Source organism: Candidatus Solirubrobacter pratensis, assembly GCF_000425945.1.
GTDB classification, from domain to species: domain Bacteria; phylum Actinomycetota; class Thermoleophilia; order Solirubrobacterales; family Solirubrobacteraceae; genus Solirubrobacter; species Solirubrobacter pratensis.
The window spans coordinates 447,343-465,974 of the sequence record NZ_AUEK01000008.1; the positions used below are offsets into that span (position 1 = coordinate 447,343).

The 18,632-nt window shown below is 73.1% G+C and carries 20 protein-coding genes; 12 read left to right on the top strand and 8 right to left on the bottom strand.

The features are described from left to right. Window positions 1–19 precede the first annotated feature (19 nt). Complete coding sequence (locus H958_RS47510; protein WP_051324176.1) at window positions 20–1,006, bottom strand: HD-GYP domain-containing protein; 987 nt, start codon at window positions 1,004–1,006, stop codon at window positions 20–22. Between the two features lie 11 nt (window positions 1,007–1,017). Between H958_RS47510 and H958_RS36905 the strand changes: the two genes are divergently transcribed. Both H958_RS36905 and mobA read left to right on the top strand, forming a co-directional pair. Then, window positions 1,018–2,328, top strand: coding sequence for a serine/threonine-protein kinase (locus H958_RS36905; RefSeq protein ID WP_081685824.1), 1,311 nt, complete (start codon window positions 1,018–1,020; stop codon window positions 2,326–2,328). After that, window positions 2,325–2,825: a molybdenum cofactor guanylyltransferase gene (gene mobA, locus H958_RS43305; RefSeq protein ID WP_051324177.1), complete on the top strand. Its 501-nt coding sequence runs from the start codon at window positions 2,325–2,327 to the stop codon at window positions 2,823–2,825. Before H958_RS36905 ends, mobA begins: the two co-directional genes overlap by 4 nt. Window positions 2,826–2,841: 16 nt before the next feature. Here mobA and H958_RS0112700 read toward each other — a convergent pair whose 3' ends face one another. Beyond that, complete coding sequence (locus H958_RS0112700) at window positions 2,842–3,318, bottom strand: hypothetical protein (protein ID WP_028058939.1); 477 nt, start codon at window positions 3,316–3,318, stop codon at window positions 2,842–2,844. A gap of 77 nt (window positions 3,319–3,395) precedes the next feature. Here H958_RS0112700 and H958_RS36915 point away from each other — a divergent pair, with 77 nt between their 5' ends. Genes H958_RS36915 through H958_RS0112715 form a run of 3 tightly spaced genes read left to right on the top strand, consistent with a single transcriptional unit; the run spans window position 3,396 to window position 5,669 of the window. Continuing rightward, window positions 3,396–3,920, top strand: a complete 525-nt coding sequence (locus tag H958_RS36915) for a GNAT family N-acetyltransferase (RefSeq protein WP_196807330.1) — start codon at window positions 3,396–3,398, stop codon at window positions 3,918–3,920. 4 nt (window positions 3,921–3,924) lie between these two features. Continuing rightward, window positions 3,925–4,299: an NYN domain-containing protein gene (locus tag H958_RS0112710; protein ID WP_028058940.1), complete on the top strand. Its 375-nt coding sequence runs from the start codon at window positions 3,925–3,927 to the stop codon at window positions 4,297–4,299. Then, complete coding sequence (locus H958_RS0112715) at window positions 4,296–5,669, top strand: UTP--glucose-1-phosphate uridylyltransferase (protein ID WP_028058941.1); 1,374 nt, start codon at window positions 4,296–4,298, stop codon at window positions 5,667–5,669. Before H958_RS0112710 ends, H958_RS0112715 begins: the two co-directional genes overlap by 4 nt. Window positions 5,670–5,873: 204 nt before the next feature. On the opposite strand, the gene H958_RS0112725 is transcribed toward H958_RS0112715, so the two are convergent. The 5 genes from H958_RS0112725 to H958_RS0112745 form a co-directional block, all read right to left on the bottom strand. After that, complete coding sequence (locus tag H958_RS0112725; RefSeq protein WP_028058942.1) at window positions 5,874–7,118, bottom strand: RNA polymerase sigma factor; 1,245 nt, start codon at window positions 7,116–7,118, stop codon at window positions 5,874–5,876. Continuing rightward, entirely contained in the window at window positions 7,115–7,513 is a 399-nt protein-coding gene (locus H958_RS48190; protein ID WP_051324178.1) for a YciI family protein, read from the bottom strand. Before H958_RS48190 ends, H958_RS0112725 begins: the two co-directional genes overlap by 4 nt. A gap of 146 nt (window positions 7,514–7,659) precedes the next feature. Continuing rightward, window positions 7,660–8,604: a collagen-like domain-containing protein gene (locus H958_RS48875; protein ID WP_037409916.1), complete on the bottom strand. Its 945-nt coding sequence runs from the start codon at window positions 8,602–8,604 to the stop codon at window positions 7,660–7,662. A gap of 57 nt (window positions 8,605–8,661) precedes the next feature. Further along, window positions 8,662–9,294 carry a YceH family protein gene (locus H958_RS0112740; RefSeq protein ID WP_028058943.1) on the bottom strand — a complete coding sequence of 211 codons (633 nt, stop codon included), beginning with the start codon at window positions 9,292–9,294 and terminating at the stop codon, window positions 8,662–8,664. 60 nt (window positions 9,295–9,354) lie between these two features. Further along, window positions 9,355–10,596, bottom strand: a complete 1,242-nt coding sequence (locus tag H958_RS0112745; protein WP_037410046.1) for an acyl-CoA dehydrogenase family protein — start codon at window positions 10,594–10,596, stop codon at window positions 9,355–9,357. A gap of 18 nt (window positions 10,597–10,614) precedes the next feature. On the opposite strand from H958_RS0112745, the gene H958_RS36930 reads away from it, so the two are divergent. The 7 genes from H958_RS36930 (at window position 10,615) to H958_RS0112780 (ending at window position 17,432) form a co-directional block, all read left to right on the top strand. Continuing rightward, window positions 10,615–11,499 carry a DNA-3-methyladenine glycosylase family protein gene (locus H958_RS36930; protein ID WP_037409917.1) on the top strand — a complete coding sequence of 295 codons (885 nt, stop codon included), beginning with the start codon at window positions 10,615–10,617 and terminating at the stop codon, window positions 11,497–11,499. Further along, window positions 11,480–12,505 carry an L-glyceraldehyde 3-phosphate reductase gene (gene mgrA / locus H958_RS0112755; RefSeq protein WP_028058945.1) on the top strand — a complete coding sequence of 342 codons (1,026 nt, stop codon included), beginning with the start codon at window positions 11,480–11,482 and terminating at the stop codon, window positions 12,503–12,505. The genes H958_RS36930 and mgrA overlap by 20 nt, the downstream gene beginning before the upstream one ends. Continuing rightward, a complete protein-coding gene (locus tag H958_RS0112760) occupies window positions 12,498–12,848 on the top strand; it encodes a PNPOx family protein (protein ID WP_156027954.1) in 351 nt (116 codons plus the stop codon). The genes mgrA and H958_RS0112760 overlap by 8 nt, the downstream gene beginning before the upstream one ends. Further along, window positions 12,841–13,950: a lipase family alpha/beta hydrolase gene (locus tag H958_RS0112765; protein WP_028058947.1), complete on the top strand. Its 1,110-nt coding sequence runs from the start codon at window positions 12,841–12,843 to the stop codon at window positions 13,948–13,950. Before H958_RS0112760 ends, H958_RS0112765 begins: the two co-directional genes overlap by 8 nt. A 79-nt stretch (window positions 13,951–14,029) precedes the next feature. After that, a complete protein-coding gene (locus tag H958_RS0112770; RefSeq protein WP_028058948.1) occupies window positions 14,030–15,718 on the top strand; it encodes an FAD-dependent oxidoreductase in 1,689 nt (562 codons plus the stop codon). Continuing rightward, entirely contained in the window at window positions 15,715–17,118 is a 1,404-nt protein-coding gene (locus tag H958_RS0112775) for a sensor histidine kinase (protein ID WP_028058949.1), read from the top strand. Before H958_RS0112770 ends, H958_RS0112775 begins: the two co-directional genes overlap by 4 nt. Then, window positions 17,118–17,432 carry a UBP-type zinc finger domain-containing protein gene (locus H958_RS0112780; RefSeq protein ID WP_028058950.1) on the top strand — a complete coding sequence of 105 codons (315 nt, stop codon included), beginning with the start codon at window positions 17,118–17,120 and terminating at the stop codon, window positions 17,430–17,432. The genes H958_RS0112775 and H958_RS0112780 overlap by 1 nt, the downstream gene beginning before the upstream one ends. Here the strand turns inward: H958_RS0112780 and H958_RS0112785 are convergent. Beyond that, entirely contained in the window at window positions 17,429–18,631 is a 1,203-nt protein-coding gene (locus H958_RS0112785) for an MFS transporter (protein ID WP_037409918.1), read from the bottom strand. The two genes, H958_RS0112780 and H958_RS0112785, sit on opposite strands and share 4 nt — an antisense overlap. Window position 18,632 lies beyond the last annotated feature (1 nt).

Sequence of the window (18,632 nt, forward strand, 5' to 3'; positions counted from 1 at the left end):
GGCCGCCGACGCAGCGGTTTTAGAAGGGGTGGCTCCAGCCCGTGGGTCCCAGGGCGGTGAACGCGCCGACCGCCTCCGGATCGAACTGCGTCCCCGCACCGCCCGCGATCTCCAGAGCCGCCGCCTCGACCGTCCAGGACTCCTTGTACGGGCGCTCGTGGACGAGGATGTCGAAGACGTCGGCGACGTGCACGAGCCGCGCCGCGATCGGGATCGCCTCGCCCGCCAGGCCGTCCGGGTAGCCGCCGCCGTCCCAGCGCTCGTGGTGGTGGCGGGCGATCGTCTCGGCGGTCTCGAGCAGGTCCGACCCGCCGCGGGCGAGCACACGCGCACCGAGCACGGCGTGCGTCTTGACGACCTCGAACTCCTCGTCGGTCAGCTTGCCGGGCTTGAGCAGGATCGAGTCCGGGATCGCGATCTTGCCGATGTCGTGCAGGGGCGCGGCCTGCCGGATCAGCGACACCTCGCGGTCGGGCATCCCGAGCCCGCGCGCCAGCCGCGCGGCGAGCTGTCCGACGCGCTCGGTGTGTTCGTACGTGTTGTCGTCGCGGTAGCCCGCCGCGGTGATCAGCCGCCGCAGCGTGTCGGCGCGCGCGGCCTCGAGCTCGCGCCGGCGCGTCACCGCCTGGGCGGCGAGCACGCCCTCCATCTCCGACTGGCGCACGCGCAGCGCGGAGCGCTCGGCGAGCGCGCGCAGACGCCACGCCGCGAGCAGGCCGACGCCGTCCTCGCCGCCGGCGATCGCCTCGACGCCGATCACGGGCGGCCCCGCGTCCAGGCCGAACGGATCCAGGCGCAAGCGCAGTGCGGCCTCGGCGCCGCCGAGGGCGAGCACCGCCGCCGGCGGGTCCGCGACCGCGGCGCGGGCGATCGCGTCGGCGTCCCCGGCCAGCGCCGTCGCGTCGGCGCCGAGCGCCTGCAGGCGGGCGCGGACGGCCTGCACCGCGCCCAGGTCGTCCCCCGCGACCAGCACGGTCATCCCTCCAAGGGCGTCGGCGTCCTCCATACTGCGGCATCATGGCGGAAGGGAGCGACGACCGGCGGATCGGGACGACCATCGCCGGCTACCGGCTCGAATCGCGCATCGGGCGCGGCGGGATGGGCGTCGTCTACCGCGCCCACCACATCAACCTCGAGCGGCGCGCGGCGGTCAAGATCATCGCGCCCGACCTGGCGGAGTCCTCCGGCTTCCGCGAGCGCTTCTCGCGCGAGGCGCGGATCGCCGCCGGGCTGCAGCACCCGAACATCGTCACCGTCTACGACGCCGGCGAGGTCGACGGCACGCTGTACCTGGCGATGCAGCTCGTCGACGGCGCCGACCTGGCCGCCATGCTGCGCGCCGAGGGCCGCCTGCGGCCCTACCGCGCGATCGACACGTGCCGCCAGATCGCCGCCGCGCTCGACGCCGCCCACGCGCAGGGACTCATCCACCGCGACGTCAAGCCCGCCAACGTGCTGATCGAGGGCCGCGTCGCCTACCTGACCGACTTCGGGCTCACCAAGCGGCTCGAGGGCACGCATGCGCCGCTCACGCGCGCGGGCGACGTCGTCGGCACGATCCACTACGTCGCCCCGGAGCAGATCGAGGGCGGGACGGTCTCCGCGCGGACCGACGTCTACTCGCTCGGCTGCCTGCTCTACCACTGCCTCACGGGCCAGGTGCCGTTCGCGCGCGACACCGACGTCGGCGTGATCTACGCGCACCTGTCGGAGGATCCGCCGCGTCCGTCGCGGGTCCGAGCCGATCTGCCGGAGGGCCTCGACGCGGTCATCGCCAAGGGGCTCGACAAGGCGCCGGAGCGGCGCTTCCAGACCTGCGGGGACCTCATGGCGGCGGCGCGCTCGGCGGTCGACGCGGCGGGGCCGCTCGCGGAGACGTCGCCGCCGCGGCGCACCGGCAGCGTGGAGTCCGACGTGAGCGGCGCGATCCCCGGCATGCGCGACGCCGCCGCGGCCGCCCGCCGCGCGCGCGTGCTGCTGGCGGGCATGGACGCCTCCACGCGCGCGATCGCCCGCGTGGCGCTCGGCGACAAGGTCGACGTGCGCGAGGCGGCGACGCTCGGCATGGCGCTCGACGTCGCGCGCGACGCGCGCCCCGACCTCGTGATCCTCGCGTGGAAGACGACGGGGAGCGACGTGATCGGCGCGCTGCGCAGCGACCCGCTGACGCGCGACTCCAAGGTGCTGCTGCTCGTCGACGACCGCGACGGCGCGAGCCGCGAGGTGCTGGCCGCCGGCGCCGACGAGAAGCTCTCGGCGCCGTTCTCGCCGCTGCAGCTGCAGGTCAAGCTGCGCAGGCTGCTCGGCGCGGACGCCACCGGGACGTGATCGCGGCGATCCTCGCCGGCGGGCGCAGCCGGCGGATGGGCACCGACAAGGCGCTGGTCCCGTTCGGCGATGGGCCGCTGATCGCGCGGCCGATCGCCGCCGCGCGCGCCGCCGGGCTGGAGCCCGTCGTGGTGGCCAAGCGCGAGCTCGACGTCGGCGTCCCGGTCTGGCTGGACCGCTACGACACCTCGCATCCGCTCGCCGGCCTCGTCACGGCGCTGGAGCACGGACCCGTCGTCGCGGTCGCGTGTGACCAGCCGTTCGTGACGCCCGAGCTACTGGCGGCGCTGGCCGCGCACGACGGCTTCGCGATCGCCAAGGGGGAGCCGTTCCCCGGCCGCTACGAGCCGAGCGAGATCCTCGTGCAGGCACTGCGCGAGGAGGCGCCGATGCGGGCGACGCTCGCGAAGCTGCACGCGGTCGAGCTCGACGTCGAGCCGCGGCTGGTGACCAGTCTCAACACGCCCGAGGAGGTGGCGCGGTGGACGTCGCGGTGATGGCCGCTACGCGGGACTAGTTGGTGGTGGACGCGTCGGTGTTGATCTTGCCGGTGGTGCCGGTGGTGCCGGTCGGCGTCGCCGACGTGTCGGTGCTCGACGTGCCGGTGCTCGAGACCGCGTCGTTGTCCTTGTCGCCGGCGGGCTTGAGGCCGATCACGCGGCGGTTCTCGCCGGTCCCGTAGATGTGGTACTCGCGGCCGTTCTTCTTGACCATCACGAACGCCTCGCCGCTGCGCGAGTTCGAGCCCGTGTTGATGTACATGCCCTTGCGTGGGCCGGCGATGACGTCGGCGTACCTGTGACCGTCGACGGTGCGCGTCTTCTCGCCCGCGGGCGCCTTCTTGGCGCTCGTCGTGGACTCGGCCGTCGTGCTGGCGTCCTTGAGCGCCGCCGAGAACGACGTGCCGGTGGACTTCTTGCTCGCGCCGGTGGACTTCAGCGCGGCCGTGGCCCCGGCGGTGCCATCGATCTGGGACGAATGGACGGTCATCGGATGCCCCGGCTATCGGCCACTCGTCCAGCGAACTTGAACCGCGTCGGATTCCGGACCGTCTAGCGTGCTCGCGCGTGGCCACGGAGATCGTCACGCGCTGGTTCCTCGAGATGACCGCGCCGGAGCAGCTCGCCCCCGCGCCCGCGCCCGACCCCGAGCTCGCGGTGACGCGCGCGGAGATTCCCTCGCCCGAGCTCTCGCGCTTCCTCTACGAGGCGGTCGGAGGCCCCTGGTACTGGCTCGACCGGCGCGACTGGGACCGTGCGCGGTGGCTGCAGGAGCTCGAGCGCTGCGAGACCTGGATCGCCTCGCTGCGCGGCACGCCGGCCGGCTACGCGGAGCTCGCGCCGAACGGGACGACCGTCGAGCTCACGTACTTCGGGCTGCTCGGCGACTTCATCGGCCGCGGCATCGGCCCGCGGCTGCTGCACGCGGCGGTGCGGCGCGCGTGGGAGCTGGGACCGGCGCGGGTGACGGTCAACACGTGCAGCCTCGACGGGCCTGCCGCGCTGCGCACGTACGAGCGTGCGGGCTTCTCCGTCGCCGGCCGGCGCGAGGAGCGCGTCGTGCTTCCCGACGCGCCTCCCGGGGCATGGTGATGGCATGCGCTGGATGGTCGACGCGAGCAACGTCATCGGGAGCCGTCCCGACGGCTGGTGGCGCGACCGCGCCGGCGCGGCGCGGCGGTTGATCGCCGAGCTTCGCGACTGGGCGGACGGAGACGATGTCATCGTCGTGCTCGACGCCGGGCCGGACGACCTGCTGGGTGCCGAGCGCGGCGTCGAGGTCGTGCGCTCGCCGAGGCGCGGACGCAACGCTGCCGACGACGAGATCGTCCGCCTGCTGGAGACCACGTACGATCCGGCCGACACGACCGTCGCGACCTCCGACGCCGAGCTCGCCGCGCGGGTGCGCGCCCTGGGCGCGCGCGTCGAGGGCGCCGGCACGTTCCGATCGCGGCTAGCATCAGCGCCGTGAGCGACGAAGGCCTGCGCGCCGGCATCGAGAAGATGCAGCAGGAGGGCGTGGCGGACGCCGCGATCCGCGCCTTCGAGCACTACTACCGCCAGCTCGAGGCAGGCGAGACAGGGCTGATCCCCGAGGACTCGATCGAGCCCGTCACCGACGTCCCGTCGCTCGACGACCTGGCGAGCGACCCGGAGGCCGAGCGCGAGGCGCTGCAGCAGGCGATCGTGCTGCGGCTCAACGGCGGCCTCGGCACGAGCATGGGCCTGACCGCGGCCAAGTCGCTGCTGGAGGCCAAGGACGGGCTGAGCTTCCTCGACATCATCGCCCGCCAGGTGCTCGCACTGCGCGAGGCGCACGACGCGCGCCTGCCGCTGGTGCTGATGGACTCCTTCAGCACGCGCGACGATTCGCTGGCCGTGCTGGAGGAGTACGCCGAGCTGCGCGCCGACGTGCCGCCCGACTTCCTCCAGAACAAGGAGCCGAAGGTCCGCGTCGACGACCTGATGCCGGTGGAGTGGCCCGCCGACCCGTCGCTGGAGTGGTGCCCGCCGGGCCACGGCGACCTGTATGTCGCGCTGGTGACGTCCGGGATGCTCGGCGAGCTGCTCGAGCGCGGCTACGAGTACGCGTTCGTCGCGAACTCCGACAACCTCGGCGCCGTCCTCGACCCGCGGATCCTCGCCTGGCTCCGCGCCGAGCGGATCCCGTTCCTGATGGAGGTCACCGACCGCACGGAGGCCGACCGCAAGGGCGGCCACGTCGCGCGCCGGCGCGAGGACGGGCGGCTCGTGCTGCGCGAGACGGCGCAGACGCCCGAGGAGGATCTCTCGGCGCTGCAGGACATCACGCGCCACCGCTACGTCAACACCAACAACCTCTGGCTCGACCTGCACGCGCTCGACGAGGCGATGCGCGAGCGCGACGGCGTGCTCGGGCTGCCGATGATCCGCAACGAGAAGACCGTCGATCCCTCCGACAAGTCCTCACCCGCGGTGTACCAGCTGGAGACCGCGATGGGCGCGGCGATCGAGGTCTTCGAAGGCGCCCGCACGCTGCGCGTGCCGCGCACGCGGTTCGCGCCCGTCAAGACCACCGACGACCTGCTGGCGCTGCGCTCGGACGCCTACGTGCTCGACGGCGGCGCGAAGGTGCTGCTGGCCCCCGAGCGCGACGGCCGCGCCCCGTTCGTGGCGCTCGACAGCGACCACTTCAAGCTGATGCGCGACTTCGAGGCGCGCTTCCCGGACGGCCCGCCCTCGCTGGTCGGCTGCGAACGGCTGGTCGTCGAAGGCGACGTGCACTTCGGCGCCGGCGTCGTGGTCCGCGGGGACGTCACAGTACGCGAGGATGTGCCGGACGGCGCAGTCCTCGAGGGGTAGACGGTCGCTTACGCGCGGCGCGCGAGCGCGATGACGCCCAGCGCCACCACGGCGAAGATGACGCCGAACCACACCCAGTCCGCGACCGCGAGGACGAACACAACGGCGGACGGTACACGGATGTACGCGTCCTGACCGCTGACCATGCGTTTAGTTCGCTCAACGCGGAGCGATGTTCGCGCACGCTAGGCAGAATTCCGTGGCTCAGGCGGCGACCTCCGCGAGCCGGCGTGCGAGGAGCTCCCGTTCAGCCGCGTTGCCGGCGAGCTCGAGTGCGCGGGCGTAGGCGTCGGCCGCCGCTTCGCGGGCGCCGAGCCGGCGCAGCAGGTCGGCGCGCGCGGCATGGAAGTAGTGGTAGCGGTCGAGCGTGCCGGCGAGCGCGTCGATCCGGGCCAGGCCGCCGGCGAGGTCGCCGGCGAGCGCGATCGCCGCCGCGCGGTTGAGCTCGACGACCGGGTCGGGCGCGAGCGCGGCCAGGCGCTCGTAGAGCACGGCGATCCGGTCCCAGCGCGTGGCGGCCGCGTCCGCGGCGTTGACGTGCTCGACGGCGATCGCCGCCTGCAGCACGTAGCGGGCCGGCGGGCCGAGGCGCAGAGCGCGGGCGGCGAGGCGCGTCGCGCGCTCGATCGCGTCCGCGTCCCAGCGCCCGCGATCCTGGTCCTCGAGCAGCACGATCGCTCCGGCGGCGTCGACTCGCGCGTCGCGGCGGGCGTCGTGGGCGATCAGCAGCGCCTGCAGGCCGAGCACCTCGGGCTCGTCCGGCAGCAGCTCGGCGATCACCCCGGCGAGGCGGAGCGCCTCCGCGCACAGCGAGCGGCGGATGTGCTGGTCGCCTGCGCTCGCCGCGTAGCCCTCGTTGAAGACGAGGTAGACGACGTCCAGGACGGCCTGCAGCCGGGCGGGCAGCGCGTGGTCGGGCGGGATCCGGAACGGGATCTCGGCGTCGCGTATCTTCGCCTTCGCGCGCGCCAGCCGCTGCGCCATCGTCGCCTCGGGCACGAGGAACGCACGCGCGACCTCGGCGGTCGAGAGCCCGCCGAGCAGCCGCAGCGTCAGCGCGACCTGCGCCTCCGTCGCCAGCGCGGGATGGCAGCACGCGAAGATCAGCCGCAGCCGCTCGTCGGGCACGCTCGTGGTCATCGGCTTCTCCGGGGCCGGCTCGCCGACGATCGCGGCGAGCGCCGCCAGCTGCGGGATCCGTGCGCGCAGCGCCCGCTCACGCCGCGTGCGGTCGATCGCCCGGTTGCGGGCCACGGTGAGCACCCACGCGGCAGGGTCGCGCGGGACGCCCTCGCGCGGCCAGCGCTCGACCGCCGTGGTGAACGCGTCCTGGACCGCCTCCTCGGCGAGGTCCCAGTCGCCCACGGCGCGGATCAGCGCCGCGACCGCCCGCCCGAAGTGCTCCCGGAACAGCCGGTCGACGGCGCCCGCTGCGGCCCGCTCGCTCAGGACTCCGCGCGCTGCCCGGTCGCGCTCTCCGCCCCCGCCGCGAATGCGTCGTAGTCCATGATCGGACGGATCTCGGTCGAGCAGCCGTCCGTCGTCCACGGCAGCCGGTCGGCCCATTCCAGCGCCTCGTCGAGGTCGCGCACCTCGAGGAAGACGAACCCGCCGAGCTGCTCCTTGGTCTCTATGAACGGCCCGTCGGTCACGTGCCGCTTGCCGCCGGCGTAGCGCACCGTCGTCGCCGCGTGCGATTCGGCGAGCCCCTCGCAGGCCAGCAGGACGCCCGCCGCGGCCGCGGCCTCGCCGAACTCCTGCCACGCCGACATCGACTGCTCGATCTGCTCCGGCGAGAACTCGCTCGCGGTCTCCTCGCCGTAGAGCGTCAGCAGCACCTTCATCGGCACACCTCCATCGTGTCTCCCGCGACCACCATTGCCGCGGATCATGCACAGGACGAACGACGGAGGCGAGATCGACAGCGGCAACGCGCCAACCCCGCGGCATGGGCGGCCCTTCCCGGAGGTCGGGCCGCCCGGCACCGGGGCTACTGCAGATGCAGCGGCATCGCGATCGTGTCGGGCAGGCCGGCCGCCGACCGGGTGATCGGCGTGAGCTTCCAACCGGAGCGCGTGCCGGTGTCGGGGCCGCAGTCGGGGTTGTCGATCGTCGCGGCGGTGAACGCCTCGGCCGTCGCGACGCCGTTGGACACGCCGGCCGGCGCCATCAGCGACTTCAGCGAGCCGGAGTACACGACCCATTTCCCGTTCATCGCGCCGAACGGCGGCGTGCCGCCCTGTCCGTCGTTGAGGTACGCGGTCCCGCTGCAGCTTCCGCCGGTGTAGTAGATCTGTGCCGGATAGAACTTGCCGTCGAACGGGATGTCCATCTGGTAGCCCGTGGACGTGAGCACGGTGGCCGAGCTGGAGCCGCTGGCGATGACCGTGCCGAGCGTCACGTTGTTGCCGTCGATGAGGCGCACGCCGCCGCCTGCCGGCCCGGCGGGACCCGTGGCGCCGGTGTCGCCCTTGTCACCCTTCGCGCCCTGCGGGCCGGGGGCTCCGGTGTCGCCCTTCGGGCCCGGCGCGCCGGTCGCCCCCGTGTCGCCCTTCTCGCCCTTCGCGCCGGGTGAGCCCGGTGAGCCGAGCACGCTCGTCGTCGGCCCGGGAGGTCCCTGCTCGCCGGCGTCGCCCTTGGCGCCCGACGGGCCGCCCGGACCCGCGAGGCCCTGGAGCCCACGCGCGCCCGCAGCGCCCTTCTCGCCGCGCGGACCCGCGGCGCTGAAGGAGATCTTGCGCTCTCCCGACCCGCACTTGCCCTTCTCGGTCGAGAGATTGAGCGTGTGGAAGTGCGCCGTCACGCACGCGTAGTACGTCTTGGACTGCTTCTGCGTCATGTCGCCGGTGACGGCGTAGGACGTTCCTCCGAGCGCGATGAACAGCGCGGCAGCACCGAGCGCGTGCCGCCTGGCGAACGACAGCCCGACCTTCACAACGACCACTTCCCTCCGTAGCAGTGACCCTTCGGCACGAGCGTACAACGCGGGTCCCTACACCCCCAGCTCCGCCTTGATCGCGGCGATCTCCTCCCGCAGCGAGGCGACCTCGGCCTCCAGCCGCTCGAGCCGCTCGTCGCGCCGCGGCGGTGGGGGCACGACCGCGGCCGGGGCCGGGGCGGCGGCGATCTCCTCGCCCTCGAGGTCCTCGGAAAGCCGGTGCTGGTAGCGCTCCTCCTTCTGCCCCGGTCGCCGCGTCAGCTCGTGGACGAGCTGCTTGTCGATCAGCCGCGTCAGCACCTCGTGGAGCTCGGCGATGCCCGCGAAGCTCTGCATCCGCTCTGTGCGCTGCTTGAGCTCGCCCGGCGTCTGCGGCCCACGCAGCATCAGCACCGCGAGGACGGCCTGCTCGGCGGGGTCCAGATGCAGCTCGTCATCGAGCAGGTGGCGGTACTTGGCCGCGCGGCTCGAGTGGCCGCTCGCGAGCCGGGTGAACCGGCGGCGGCCCAGCCGGTGCAGGCTGCCGCGGATCGTCTCCTCGTCGTACTGCGCGACCGGATCGCGGTTGGTCGTCTGGTTGCAGGCCAGCCTCAGCGCGTTGAGGCTGAGCGGGTACTGGTCGGGCGTGGTGCGCTGCTTCTCGATGAGGCAGCCGAGCACGCGCACCTCAACGGGATCGAGGTCCATCGCGGTATCTTCGCCGAAGGCCGGCGACGCCGAAGGCTCGGGTCGCCTTGCAGGCGCAACTCATCTGATCTGGACGCCCGAGATCGCGCGGGCGATCACGAGGCGCTGGATCTCCGAGGTGCCCTCGAAGATCGTGTAGATCTTCGCGTCGCGGTGCATCCGCTCGACCGGGTACTCGCGCGTGTAGCCGTTGCCGCCGAGGATCTGGATCGCCCGCTCGGTGCTCCAGACCGCGACCTCGCCGGCCTTGAGCTTGCTCATCGAGCCCTCGGCCGCTGTGAACGGACGGCCGGTCCGCCCCATCCACGAGGCGCGCCAGACCAGCAGCCGCGCCGCGTCGATCTCCATCTTCATGTCGGCCAGCGTGAACGCGATCGCCTGGTTCTCGATGATCGGGCGGCCGAACTGCGTGCGCTCCTTCGCGTAGCCGAGCGCGTACTCGTAGGCGGCGCGGGCGATGCCGATCGCCTGCGCGCCGACCGTCGGCCGGGTCGCCTCGAACGTCGCCATCGCCGCCTGCCCCTTGGCGCTGGAGCCCTCGCGCGCCCGCGCGAGACGCTCGTCGAGCTTCTCCTTGCCGCCGAGCAGGCAGCGGCCGGGGATGCGGCAGTCGTCGAGGAAGACGTCGGCGGTGTGCGAGGCGCGCAGGCCGTGCTTCTTGACCTTGGTCCCCATCACCAGGCCCGGCGTGCCGGGCGGGATGACGAACGCCCCCTGGCCGCGGGCGCCGAGCTCGGGGTCGACGGACGCGACGACGACGTGCACGTCGGCGATCCCGCCGTTGGTGGCCCACGCCTTCTGGCCGTTGATGACCCACTCGTCCTTGGCCTCCTCGTAGCGCGCGCGGGTGCGCAGGGAGGACACGTCGGAGCCGGCGTCGGGCTCGCTGACGCAGAACGCGCCGACCTTCGGATCCTCCGGCGTCCCGTAGCACTGCGGGACCCACTCGCCGAGCTGCTCGCCGGTGCCGGAGGAGAAGATCGCGGCGACCGCGAGCGTCGTGCCCATGATCGACATGCCGATGCCGGCGTCGCCCCAGAACAGCTCCTCGTTGACCATCGGCAGCAGCAGGCCCGTCTCGTCGGCGTAGAACTGGGCCAGCGCGTCGAACGAGTACAGCCCGATCTTGGCCGCCTCCTGGATCAGGGGCCAGGGCGTCTCCTCGTGCTCGTCCCACTCGGCGGCGGCGGGGCGGATGACGTTGGCGGCGAAGCCGTGGACCCAGTCGACCACGTCCTTCTGGTCCTGGCTCAGCTCCAGTGAGAAGCCGCCCACGGCAAGCGGCTCGGTGACGGCTTCCATGCGCGGCACCATAGACGGATGCAGGTGCTCGAAGACGTGGTCCGGCCCGTATGGCCGAGCGAGGCGCCGCGCTCCGCGGGACCCGGCGGGCTCCTGCAGATCCGCGGCGACGTCGTGTCGCGCGCCATGCCGTCGGGCGCGCTGGCCCAGGCCGCCTGGCGCGGGCCGGAGGTGCTGCTGCGCGCCGAGGCGGAGAGCGAGGCGCAGGCGCGCGACGCGCTACGGCGGCTGCGGTTCGTCCTCGCCCTCGACGACGACCTCGCGCCGTTCCACCGCGCCTTCCGCGCCGATCCGCTGCTCGGCCACGCCATCAAGGCCGGCCCGCGGCTGCGCGTGCTGCGCAAGCCGGCGCCGTTCGAGGCGCTCGCCAACGCGATCTGCGAGCAGCTGATCGACACCCAGGCGGCGGGGAACATCGTCTGGGCGCTCACGCGCGCCCTCGGCCGCCGGCACCCGATGGGCCCGTGGATCGCCCCGGCGCCGGACGCGCTCGACAACCCGCCCGCGCTCGTGCGCGCCGGGCTCGCTCCCGCCCGCGCTCGCACGCTCGCCCGCGTCGCCCGCGCCGTCGCGCGGGGAGAGATCGATCCCGGCGCGCCGCCGGGCAGCGCTGACCGCGCGCGCCTGCAGGCGATCCCCGGCATCGGCCCGTGGACGCTCGCGCACCTCGACCTGTTCGGCCGCGGCGTCTATGACGTCGCGCTCGAGCAGGACGTCGGCATGCGCAACGCCTACGCCCGCATCTCGGGCCGGCGCACCGGAAGCGTGACCGAGGACGAGTTCGCCGCGGTCCTCGACCGCTACAGGCCATGGCAGGGCCTCGCGGCGATGTACATCGTGCACGTGGGATGGCGAGGCGGGGGCCGTTGGTCAGAATCCCCGCATGCCATACGCCGCCGCTGAGGATCGATACGACCACATGCCCTACCGCCGCTGCGGCCGCAGCGGCCTGAAGCTGCCGGCGATCTCGCTCGGCCTCTGGAACAACTTCGGCGACGACCGCCCGCTGCAGATGCAGCGCGACATCATCCGCCGCGCCTTCGATCTCGGCATCACGCACATCGACCTGGCGAACAACTACGGCCCGCCGGCCGGCTCGGCCGAGATCAACTTCGGCCGCGTCTTCAAGGAGGACCTCGCGCCGTACCGCGACGAGCTGATCATCTCCACCAAGGCGGGCTACGACATGTGGCCCGGGCCGTACGGGGAATGGGGCTCGCGCAAGTACCTGCTCGCGAGCCTCGACCAGAGCCTGTCGCGCATGGGCCTGGACTACGTCGACATCTTCTACTCGCACCGCTTCGATCCCGACACGCCGCTGGAGGAGACGATCGGCGCGCTGGAGACCGCCGTCCACCAGGGCAAGGCGCTCTACGTCGGCATCTCGTCCTACTCGGCCGAGCGCACCGAGGAGGCGCTCGCGATCGCCCGCACGGCGCGCATCCCGCTCGTGATCCACCAGCCGTCGTACTCGATGCTCAACCGCTGGATCGAGCCGGAGCTGCTCGAGACCTGCGGCGAGGAGGGGCTCGGCATCATCGCGTTCTCGCCGCTCGGGCAGGGGCTGCTCACCGACCGCTACCTCCACGGCATCCCCGAGGACTCGCGCGCCGCCAAGGACGGCTTCCTCAAGCGCGACTTCGTCAACGAGGACAACCTCGCTCGCGTCCGCGGGCTGAACGAGATCGCGCAGCGGCGCGAGCAGACGCTCGCCGCGATGGCGCTCTCCTGGGTGCTGCGCGACGAGCGCGTGACGTCCGCTCTGATCGGCGCGTCGTCGGTGCGTCAGCTCGAGGCCAACGTCGCGGCGCTGCAGCGGCTCGACTTCACGCCGGACGAGCTCGCCGAGATCGACACGTTCGCCGTAGAGTCCGGCATCAACATCTGGCAGCAATCGAGCGATGCCTAAAGGTCACGCACAATTCGCCTTCTACAACCGCACGATCAACCATGCGGTGAAGGCGATCCTGCGCTCGCCCGCGCATTCCATGCTCAGCGGCCGGCTCGTGGAGATGACCGTCACGGGCCGGCGCACCGGCAAGCGGCACTCGTTCCCGTGCGCCTACGAGCAGGACGCGCCCGATCACCTGCGGATCCACATCGACTGGCCGGAGAAGAAGGTCTGGTGGCGCAACCTGAAGTCGCCGGCGCCGGTCGACGTGCTCCTGCGCGGCACCCGAAGGAGCGGAATCGGCGAGGCGCAGGGCGATCCGAAGACCGAGTTGTGGGTAGATGTGAAGCTCGATGGCTGATGCCGAGCGACGCGCGCTCGCACGACTGCTGACCGACGAGGCGGCCGCCGCACCCGGGGGGATCGGCAACGTGCACGCGGCGATCGCGTCGCGCGTGTTCTCCGCGCTCGGTCCCGCGGCCGAGCCGGTCCGCGTGCTCCACGACGGCATCATGCGCGGGAGCTACTTCGGCGTGCGGGCGGGGATGACGGTCGCGGGCCGTGCGGCCGGCGCGGGCTGGTGCGGCGCGGCGCCGCTTTCCACCACGCCGCGCGGTGCCGCAGTGATCGCCGCGGTCAACGCCGTGCGCGGCGACGTGCTGGAGCGCGAGGGCAGCCCGCTCGCGCTCCCGATGAGCGCCCGTCGCGGCGGCGAGCCGGTCGCGCTGCCCTCGGCGCAGCGCCTCGCCGTCTTCGTCCACGGCCTCGGCGAGACCGAGTTCGCGTGGGGCCGCGAGCCCTACGGCGACCGCCTGCCCGGCTGGACGCCGGCGTACCTCCGGTACAACACGGGCCGCCACATCTCCGAGAACGGCGCGTCGCTCGCGGCGCTGCTCGAGGACGTCGACGCGGAGGAGATCGCGCTGATCGGCCACTCGATGGGCGGCCTGGTGGCGCGCAGCGCGTGCCATGTCGGCGGCGAGTGGACCAAGCGCATGCGCGTGACCGTCTCGCTCGGCTCCCCCCACTTCGGCGCGCCGCTCGAGCAGCTGGTGCACGTCGCCAGCGCCGGGCTGCACGCCGTCCCCGAGACACGCCCGTTCGCCCGCCTCCTGCGCCGCCGCAGCGCCGGCATCCGCGACCTGCGCCGCGGCTCGCTCGTCGACGAGGACTGGCGCGACCAGGACCCGGACGCCCTGCGCGCCCGCGCGCTCGCCGAGGTGCCGTTGCTCGAGGGCGCGACGCACTGCTTCGTCGCCGCCACCATCACGCGCTCGGCGGACCACCCCGTCGGGCGCCTGCTCGGCGACATGCTCGTGCTCGCCCCCAGCGCCTCGGGCCGCTCCAAGGCGCGCCGCCTGTTCGAGGACGAGACGGGCCTCGCGCTCGGCGGCACGCATCACCTCGCGCTGCTCAACCACCCCGCGGTGCACGAGCAGCTGCTGCGCTGGCTCGCCCCGTAGCTCGCGGGCCTGGTGAGCGACGCGCCTGCGATCGACGCGATCGCCGGAGCCGCCGATCGACTTCGGTACCGTCACCCACATGACAGCGCAGACCGCTCCCACCGCCGAGGCCGAGCCCGAGGCGCGGCGGCGGCGGCCTGCGATCGTCGCCGTCGACGACGAGCCCGCGGTGCTCGCGGCGGTCGCGCGCGACCTGCGGCGCCGGTTCGGAGAGCAGTACCGGATCGTCCGCGCGCATTCGGGCGACGAGGCGCTCCAGGCGCTCAGGGAGCTCGTCGCGCGCGGCGAGCAGGTCGCGCTGCTGGTCGCCGATCAGCGGATGCCCGGGATGGCGGGCACCGAGTACCTGGTCCATGCGCGACGGATCGTCCCGACCGCCAAGCGCGTGCTGCTGACCGCCTACGCCGACACCGAGGCGGCGATCCAGGCGATCAACGAGGTCGCGCTCGACTACTACCTGCTCAAGCCGTGGGATCCGCCCGAGGAGGGCCTGTACCCGGTCGTCGAGGACCTGCTCACGACGTGGGAGGCGGGCGCCGCGCTGGAGGCGGGCGGCGTGCGCGTCGTCGGCCACCGCTTCTCCTCCCACTCGCACGACCTGCGCGACTTCCTCGCCCGCAATCGCGTCCCCGGCCGCTTCCTCGACATCGAGCGCGACGGCGAGGCGCGCGAGCTCCTGGTCGTCGCCGGCATCAGCGACGAGGGCCTGCCGGTCGCGCTGCTCGAGGACGGCACGGTGCTGGAGAAGCCGACCGTGCTGGAGCTCGCCGAGCGCCTCGGCGTCTCCGCGCGGCCCTCGGTGGACCACTACGACCTCGTAATCGTGGGCGGCGGCCCCGCCGGCCTCGCGGCCGCCGTCTACGGCGCCAGCGAAGGCCTGCGCACCGTGATGGTCGAGCGCGAGGCGCCCGGCGGCCAGGCCGGCATGTCGAGCCGGATCGAGAACTACCTCGGCTTCCCCACGGGCCTCTCGGGCTCCGACCTCGCGCGCCGCGCGACCGACCAGGCGCGCCGGCTCGGCGCCGAGCTGCTCTCGGTGCAGGACGCCGTCGCGCTCCACGTCGAGGGCGCGGGCCGGCTCGTCGAGCTCTCGCGCGGCGAGATGCTCAGCGCGAACTGCGTGCTCGTCGCGTCCGGCGTCTCCTACCGCCAGCTCGTGTGCCCCGGCTTCGACGAGCTCAACGGCAAGGGCATCTACTACGGCGCCGCGCTGAGCGAGGCGCGCGCCTGCCAGAACCAGCATGTCGTCGTGATCGGCGGCGCCAACTCCGCCGGCCAGGCCGCCGTGCACTTCAGCGCGTTCGCCCGCAAGGTGACGATGGTCGTGCGCGCCGGCAGCCTCGGCAAGTCGATGTCGCACTACCTGATCGAGCAGATCGCCGCGATCCCGAACATCCACGTGCGCACCAAGGCCGAGGTGATCGCGGCATACGGCGACGACCGCCTCGACTCCCTGCGCATCCGCGACGAGAACGGCGAGGCCGAGGAGCAGGTCGACGCCTGCTTCGTGTTCATCGGCGCCGCGCCGCGGACCGGCTGGCTGGACGGCGTCGTGGCGCGCGACGAACGCGGCTTCATCCTCGCCGGCGCCGACGCCAAGGTCGCCGGCTGGTCGTTGCAGCGCGATCCCTATGTGCTGGAGACGAGCGTGCCGGGCGTGTTCGTCGCGGGCGACGTGCGATCGCGGTCGATCAAGCGCGTCGCGAGCGCCGTCGGCGAGGGCTCGATGGCCGTCTCGCTGATCCACGAGTACCTGGCGGCGCCGTGACCACCGCGGCGATCACGCGCGAGGACCTGCGCAGCGTCGACCTGTTCGACGGCTGCACCGACGAGGAGCTCGAGCCGTGGCTCGCCGCCGCCGAGCCGCTGGAGGTCGAGCCGGGCGAGATGCTGAGCGAGATCCATGACGTCCCCGCCGGGCTGTTCCTGCTGCTCGAGGGGACGCTGGACATGGTCTCGGACGCCGACGGGCGGCTCGAGCCCAGCGCGCGCCAGATCGCGCCCACGTGGGTCGCGGCGATCTCCTCGCTCACCGGGGACCCGCTGCCCGTCGGCGTCAAGGCGACCGACGACTGCCGCGTGGCGCTGATCCCGCGCGAGGCGTTCGTCGAGCTCGTCTTCGGCAACCGCGACGTCCACAAGCGCATCATGCGCCGCGTCGCGCCGGTGATGAACCGGCTCAGCGCGCGCGAGGCCAACCGCGAGCGGCTCGCCTCGCTCGGCACGATGGCGGCCGGGCTCGCGCACGAGCTCAACAACCCGGCCGCCGCCGCCAAGCGCGCCGCGAGCGAGCTGGTCGACGTGCTCGAGGTCGTGACTCACGCGCTCGAGTCGTTCGTCGAGGGCGGGATCGAGCGCGCCGACGCCGCGCGGCTGCTCGAGCTCCAGCGCGAGGCGATCGAGCGGGCCAAGACGCGCGAGCCGCTCGAAGCGGTCGCCGCCGCCGACGCCGAGGACGAGATGCTCGACCTGCTCGAGGACCTGGGCGTCGACGAAGCGTGGCGCCTCGCGGAGCCGCTCGCCTTCCTCGACGGCGACTGGGTGCAGCGCATTCATGCCGTCGCCGGGCCCGTGACGTCCAAGGCGCTGCGCTGGGTCGCCGCGACGGTCACCGCCAACGAGCTCGCCGACGAGCTGCTGGACTCGACGGGCCGCATGAGCACGCTGGTCGCGGCGGTCAAGACCTACGCCTACATGGACCGCGGCGGGCTCGTCACGGCCGACATCCATGAGGGGCTGGAGTCGACGATCGTGATGATGGGCCACAAGCTCAAGCACACGAAGATCAAGCTCGTGCGCGACTACGACAAGTCGCTGCCGAAGCTGACCGTGCACGGCTCCGAGCTCAACCAGGTGTGGACGAACATGATCCACAACGCGATCCAGGCGCTCGGCGAGACCGGAACGATCACGATCCGCACGAGCCTCGACGGCCCGTGCGTCCGGGTCGACATCGGCGACGACGGCCCCGGCATCCCCGACACCGCACGCGGTCACATCTTCGATCCCTTCTTCACCACCAAGGCCGCCGGCACCGGCACCGGGCTCGGGCTGGACACCTGCCGGCGCATCGTCGAGGACCGCCACCGCGGCTCGATCGGCGTCGACACCGGCGAGAGCGGGACCGTCTTCCATGTCTGGCTCCCGATCGAGGACACTGCTCGCTGATGCCCACCTGCACACACCTGGATTCGATCGAGATCACCGAGCTCCCCGAGTCGGTCGACGGCTGCGAGGACTGCCTGCGCTCGGGCGGCGCGTGGCTGCACCTGCGCCTCTGCCTGTCGTGCGGGCACGTCGGCTGCTGCGACGACTCTCCCAACCGCCACGCGACCGCGCACGCGGGCGGCAGCGGGCACCCGATCATCCGCTCGCTCGAGCCGGGCGAGGACTGGTGCTGGTGCTACGAGGACGAGGTCGGGATGCGGATCCCCCAGATCACCGGGCAGACCCGCATCCCTCCGTCGCCGCTCGGGGGTTAGGCCGGGCTGAGCGCGACCTGCGGGCGCTGCCGGTAGGCCTCGATCGCGACGACGAGCGCGAGCGCCGCGACGACGCTGCCGAAGATCTCGAACGTCGACTGCAGGCCGAGCGGCGTGACGGCGATGCCCGCGGCGACGGCCGGCAGCGAGATCGCGCCATAGGCGACGATGTAGAACGCCGACATCACCTGCGCGCGGTGCGCCGGCGGGATCGCGGCGCTCAGCACCCGCAGGCCGCCGAGGAACGCGACGCCGAAGCCGCCGCCGCCGACCACGGCGCCGGCGAGGTAAAGCGCGGCGGACTCCGCGCCGGCGGCGAGCACGATCAGCACCATGCCGGCCGACAGCGCGATCGAGCCGAGCGACGCGCACAGCCAGGGCGCGGCGCGGCCGAAGAGCAGCTGCGCGACGGCCCCCGCGCCGGCGAGAAGGAAGATCCCGATGCCGGTCACGAAGTGGTCGGTGGAGTGGAACACGGCGGCTGACAGCTGCGGGCCGAGCGACAGGAAGAGCCCGCCGATCGACCACGAGGAGACGACGCCGAGCGCGGCGAGCAGGAACGGGCGCCGCACCGCCGGCGGCACGCTCGGGCGCTGCGGCGTCAGGCGTGCGCGACCTGCGGTCCGCCGGACCGGCTCCGGCATCGCCAGCGCACCGGCGAAGACGATCGCGAAGAGGACCAGCAGCGCGACGTAGGGCAGCACACGCGGGGCGGGCGCGAGCTCGACCAGCGCCGAGGAGACGAGCACGCCGAGCCCCATGCCGCCCGCGCTCACGACGCCGTTGGTCAATCCGACCCCGGCGGCGTCCCGGCGGGGATGAAGATCGAGCAGGGCGGCGCTGGCGGCGCCGAGCGCGAGGCCGGTGGCGAGGCCCTGGATGCCGCGCGCGACGAACAGCCAGGCGACCGAGTCGGCGAGCATGAACACCACGGTCGCGCCCATCAGGGTGGCTAGGGCGGTCAGCAGGACGGGGCGGCGCCCGACTTCATCCGAGACGCGACCGGCGAGGACCAGCGAGGCGAGCACGCCGAAGGCGTACGTCGCGTACACGAGCGTGAGGACGGCGGGCGAGAAGCCCCACAGCTCGCGATACGTGGTGTAGAGCGGAGACGGCGTGCCTGAGGCGAACAGCGCCAGGCCGATCACGGCGGCCACGAGCCCGTAGGCGGCGGCGGGTGAGAGCGTGCGGTTCGTCATT